At 67.3% G+C, this 5314-nt stretch carries 5 protein-coding genes; 2 read left to right on the top strand and 3 right to left on the bottom strand.

Annotated elements, in window-relative coordinates; all coding sequences use genetic code 11:
- Window positions 1–240: 240 nt before the first annotated feature.
- From VLG41_RS14730 to VLG41_RS14720, 3 genes are read right to left on the bottom strand one after another with little or no spacing between them, the layout of a single operon-like run.
- Window positions 241–1005 carry a thioredoxin family protein gene (locus VLG41_RS14730; RefSeq protein WP_325350151.1) on the bottom strand — a complete coding sequence of 255 codons (765 nt, stop codon included), beginning with the start codon at window positions 1003–1005 and terminating at the stop codon, window positions 241–243.
- A 14-nt stretch (window positions 1006–1019) separates the two neighbouring features.
- Window positions 1020–1676, bottom strand: coding sequence for a glutaminyl-peptide cyclotransferase (locus VLG41_RS14725; RefSeq protein ID WP_325350150.1), 657 nt, complete (start codon window positions 1674–1676; stop codon window positions 1020–1022).
- Between the two features lie 45 nt (window positions 1677–1721).
- Window positions 1722–2942, bottom strand: a complete 1221-nt coding sequence (locus VLG41_RS14720) for a helix-turn-helix domain-containing protein (protein ID WP_325350149.1) — start codon at window positions 2940–2942, stop codon at window positions 1722–1724.
- Between the two features lie 625 nt (window positions 2943–3567).
- On the opposite strand from VLG41_RS14720, the gene VLG41_RS14715 reads away from it, so the two are divergent.
- Window positions 3568–4014, top strand: coding sequence for a hypothetical protein (locus tag VLG41_RS14715; protein ID WP_325350148.1), 447 nt, complete (start codon window positions 3568–3570; stop codon window positions 4012–4014).
- On the top strand, window positions 4011–5314 hold a 1304-nt coding region (locus VLG41_RS14710; protein ID WP_414652500.1), incomplete at its 3' end, for a DUF6973 domain-containing protein. The genes VLG41_RS14715 and VLG41_RS14710, both read left to right, overlap by 4 nt.

Below are 5314 nucleotides of genomic sequence, written 5' to 3'. Positions count from 1 at the left end.
CGGGCCTCGCCGGACAGGCGCACGTCCTCTTTCGCTTTCTGGTCTTTCGATGGCATGGGCAATCTCCTGCACGACCCCGCCGCCCGGCGGAGGCCGGGCGCATGGGTCCCATGCCCTGCAATCGGTGTTCCCGGGCGCCTCGGCTCCAACCGCCTCACACCGCGCCCAGGCACAGCGGCAGCAAGGCCGGCACCAGGGCCTGGCTTGCGCAGCCGAGGTGCCCCAGCACCAGCAGCACCGTCAGGCGTGCGAGCCGCAGCATGACGACCCTCCCTTGACCGCGGGCCGGTCCGCGTACCGGTCGTGGTGCCGCACCCAGCTCATGGTGTCGTCCAGCCCCTCCTCCTGGCGCCCGCGTGGCGTGAGGTCCAGCAGCCGGTAGGTGCCCATCATCACTTCCACGCCGCGTCCGTAGGTGGAGTAGGTGTGGAACACCTCACCCGCGTCATTCTTCGCGAACACGCTCACGCCGGGCATTTCGTCGTTGGCGTAGGGCTGCTGAGCAAAGTTGTAGCGCATGGACTGCGCGGCCACTTCGTCCGGCGTGAAGCTCACGCCGAAGTCGCGGTTGAAATCGCTGCCATGCGAAGAGACCCAGCGAAAGTTCCAGCCCATGCGGCGGCGGAACCGCTCGATCTCCGCCAGCGGCGCGCGCGAGACCGCCACGAAGGCCACGTCGCGCGCCGCCAGGTGCGGCAGCATGCCGTCGGTGTGGTCGGCCATGTACGAGCAGCTGCGGCAGCCCTGCTCCCAGCCCGGGCCCAGCATGAAGTGCTGCACCAGCAACTGGCTGCGGCCCTCGAACAGATCGCCGAGCGCGCGCGGGCCTTGCGGCGTGTCGAACACGTAGCGTTTGTCCATGCGCACCCAGGGCAGCGCGCGGCGCGCCTCGGCGAGTTCGTCGCTCAAGCGGCTGAGCGCCTTCTCGCGCTCGAGCAGCGCCAGGCGTTGGTGGAGCCATTGCTCGCGAACGCTTGCCGTGGTGGTGGTGGTAGTCGGGTTCATGTGAAGCTCCTGTCTCAGGATTGAAGGGACCCGGGCCGGCGCACGGCGCGCACCTTGCCGCTGCCGCCACCGCCGCAGTAGAAGAGGTCGGCGCCATCGGACTCCAGCCCGCTCACGCCCTCGCCCGCCGGCATGCGCAGGCGCTGCAACACCTCGCCGCTGGCGGGGTCGATGCGGCGCAGCTCGCTCTCGTCGGCCTCCCAGGTGCCGTGCCACAGCTCGCCGTCCACCCAGGTCACGCCGGTGACGAAGCGGTTCGATTCGATGGTGCGGCGGATCGCGCCCGTCTCGGGGTCGATCTGGTGGATCTTGCGGTCGCGGTACTGGCCCACCCACAGGCTGCCCTCGGCCCAGGTGAGGCCCGAGTCGTAGCCCTGGCCCGGTGCGGGGATGGATCCCAGCACCTGGCCCGTGGCCGGATCGATCTTGTCGATGCGCGACTCCGCGATCTGGTAGAGGTGCCGGCCATCGAAGGCGGTGCCGGCGTCGCCGGGCTGTTCGATGCGGCGCACGGTCTCGCCGCTGGCGGGGTCGAAGGCCACGATGCGCGGGCCGGTGGCGGCCCACACATGGCGGCCGTCGTAGCTCACGCCGTGCACGCTGGTGGCGCCGTCGAAGGGACCGTACTCGCGCACGACCTCGGCGGCCTGGACGGTGGACTTGTGTTTCATGAGGTGCTCCTGGTGGGCGCCACACGCGGCGCCTTGAGGTGCACTCTAGTCAAGCGGCAGCGCAGCGGGGAGTAACAAGATCGTCGTGAATCCCGCCAGCGGCGGCGCCAGCCAGCGGCGCGCGCGGGCCTGGCCGATGGCGCGCACGCGACCCTGCGCCTGCAAGTCGGCCAGGGCGCGCTGCACCGTGCGCTGGCTGGCGTCCAGCGCCAGGGCCAGGGCCGAGGTGGACCACGCCGCGCCGTCGGACAGCAGCGCCTGCAGCGCGGCCTGCTCGCCGTCGATGGGCGGCGCCAGCACGATCACGGGGCGCTCGTCGCGCGGCACGAGCTGGAAGCCGCGTGGCGTGGCCACGATGTCCGCCACATCGGCGGCCAGCGCGCGCAGGCGGCCGATCTCCACCCGCAGCCGCGCGCGGTGGGTCTCATCGGGGTGCATCGTGCGAAACGCGCGTGCGATCAGAGCCTGGCGCTCCACATCGCCGGGCCAGGCCTCGGCCAGTGCCAAGGCCAGCGTGAACAGCACGGGCCGGCTCGCCAGCGACTGCCACGCGGCGCCCGCGCTCAGGCCGCGCCGGCAGGCGTCCACCACCAGCGCGCGCGAGCCAAGCAGCGCCTCCACCTCATCCAGGCACAGCACCTGTTCGCCACCTGGGCCCACGCGGCGCGCGGCCGGGCGCTCCAGGGCCGCGCGCGCCTCGCCCACCTCGGCCTGCAGCGCGGGCACACCGGCCCGCTCGGCGGCCTGCCGGGCGCGCACCAATGCCTGGCGCGCGGGGCCAGTGCGCAGCGAACGCAGGGCCAGCTCGGCCGCCGTGAGGTGGGCCACGGCGGCCAGCAAGGGTGGCAAGGCCTGCCCGTTCAAGGACTCGAGTTGCGCGGCGGCCTCGTCGAGCCGGCCGACCAGCAAGCGCCAGCGCGCGGCGATCAGGTGCGCCTGCCAGGCGTTGGCCTGGTCACCGCGCGCGGCCAGGGTCTTCGCGGCGGCCAGCAGCGCGCGCGGCGAGCCGCCCAACTCGCGCAGGGCCAGCGCCACCTCCGCCTCGGCCACCACGCAGCGCGCGCGGGCCAGCGCCTCGTGCGGCCCGAAGCCCTTGGCCGCGCGGCGCAGCAGCTCGCGGGCGCGCGGGTACTCGCCCAGTTGCGCCATCGCGATACCGCGCAGGGCCAGTGCGGGCGGGTCCTCGCGCAAAGCCACGCGCTGCAGCGCGGCCAGCGGGTCGCCCGTGGCGAGCGCGCGGGCGGCGGCGGCGATGAGGGAGTCCATGGGCGAGGGAGCTTAGCGGCAAGCCGTCGCGATCAGACAAAGATGAGCCCTTTCCTCGGCGGTTCAGACTACAAAACGCCTCTGCACCAATCTGTACTCACCGGCGCAGCCCCGAATCGAGAGCGAACGCAGCACATGAACCACGCCCAACCATCCTCGGACTCGCACCCATCCCTGGCTCCAGTCGAACGCGCGCACACCGAAGCACATCGCCGTCGGCGATTCAGTCCAAGGCAGATCAGATGGGGCGTCGCTGTTGTAGCCATGGCTCTTATTGGCTACGGGGTGTGGAGCAGTCTCCAGTTCGCCTTCCTCCACATCCGGATCCAAGGCGTCTCCAGCATTAAGTCCATCGAGCTGTATCGGGACCAACTGAAAGGGGACCCCTACTACGCCGACCACGAAAGCCACTCGTCTTCTGGACCTGGAGTGTGGGTGGTATTTCCCAGCATTCCCTATCGAAGCGGCAACAACGTCCTGCGCGTGACTATCGAGAAGGGCCAAAGCATCGAACAGCGCACCTGCACCGTTGCATTCACTTATCCACGCTGCTTCGCGGAAATCTACATCTCCGAAGCAGCCATGCGTTGTAGCACTTGTGCTTACGACTAAGCGAGGACTACCCATGGACCATACGAGCAAACCCGTGAAGCCTGAGCTTCCACAGCATCTCTCTGCCAATTTGAAACGCGTGGAGATCATGCATTGGTTCCTTTTGGCAGGTATTGGCGCGGCGATTCTTGCGATCGTCAATCTATACAACGGCGCATACCTTCACATCAGAGTGCATGAAGTCGATCGGATCGAATCGATCGAATTGAATCAGATCAATGATGACGATGTCCCCTATTTCTCTGATCGCTCGCTCGTGACTTTCGACAACACCACAGGCAATGCGTACTTCGTGGTGGCACCTGCAAGAAAAGGCTCTCAGGAGCTGCGAGCCAGTGTCTTTGGAAAGGCAGGTGCCAGACAACTGACTTGCACCATCGATGTCCGCAGCTGGCGCTGCTTCAGCGAAGTTTTCATATCGCCTGATCGCATGGCTTGCACAGCATGCACGAGAGATTGAATAAGTTCAACCAGTTCTCCAAAGGCGCATACATGATGAATTCGAAAGACATCGTCACCGACCTCAACACCAATCTTCCGCTCCAAGCGACCAATGAGGGAGGTCATTCGAACTTGCCAGGCAAGGACGGCGGTCCGTACGACGCCTACAGGCACATCTTATGGACAGCAGAGATGACTCGCCGGTATGGGGAGAACACGGCGAGATCCATGGCCGCTGTCCATGAACTGGAAGGTGATCTTGATGGACAGGGATCCGAGCGCCGCGCCATGGACGAGCACAACAACGAGGTGGGGTTCTCGATTGGTCGTACGGCGAACTCCTGGGACGAGGTCGTCAAAGCATCCCGAGAGGCCATCGACGCCTCGCTGGAACGCAACGGCCCTGCCACCTGGTTGTCAGAAGATCAATGGCGCCACTCGGACGAAAACCCCAATCCAGCACCCACAGGCCCGGACAAGCAGCCTTTGCCGATCGATCAGTGGAATTGGCCTGTTCCTCAGTGGCCCGAAGGCCCCTATCCCTTGCATCCCTTGGTGCCTGCGCCACCCCCCGGCAACTCCTTGCGCGGCCTGAGCTTCTGGGCCCTCGAAGGCTGGGACTCCGTCGATCCCTACGGCATCGACCCGATGGTGAACACCGCCTTCAACGAAGCGCGCGCCGTCGTGCCGGTGCGCGATCCGCTCGCCATCGACCTCGACAAGGACGGGATCGAGACCATCGGCATCACCGCCACACCCGTCCTCTTCGACCACGACAGCGATGGCACGCCCACGCCCACGGGCTGGCTGCATGGCGACGACGCCTGGCTCGTGCTGGACCGCAATGGCAACGGCAGCATCGACACGGGTGCCGAGCTTTTCGGTACCGATACGCGCAAAGCCGACGGGCAGCTCGCACGCTCCGGCTTCGACGCCCTGCGCGACCTCGACAGCGATGGCAACGGCCTGCTGAACGCCGACGACGCCCTCTTCGCCCAACTACAGCTCTGGCAGGACCAAAACCAGGACGGCCTGAGCCAGGCCGATGAACTCGCCTCACTCGCCCACCATGGCATCACCGCCATCGACGGGTTCGGCCTGCCCACCGACGTCGACCTGGGCAACGGCAACCGCGTCGCCGCCACGGCCCTGGTCATGCGCCGCGACGGCACGACCACGCAGGCCGTTGACCTCATCCTTGCGAACGAACCGCCGTTGCCGACACTGGATGTCCTTGAGCCGATCGTTGCGCAAGCGCCCGAGGTGCCTGCGCTCCTTGATCCGCTACCGCACGACAGCACATACGCCGCCGATTGGAG

The organism is Hydrogenophaga sp. (assembly GCF_035481345.1).
GTDB lineage: Bacteria > Pseudomonadota > Gammaproteobacteria > Burkholderiales > Burkholderiaceae_C > Hydrogenophaga.
The sequence above is the reverse complement of the archived record's forward strand: the minus strand, read 5'-3'. Positions and strand labels throughout refer to the sequence as shown.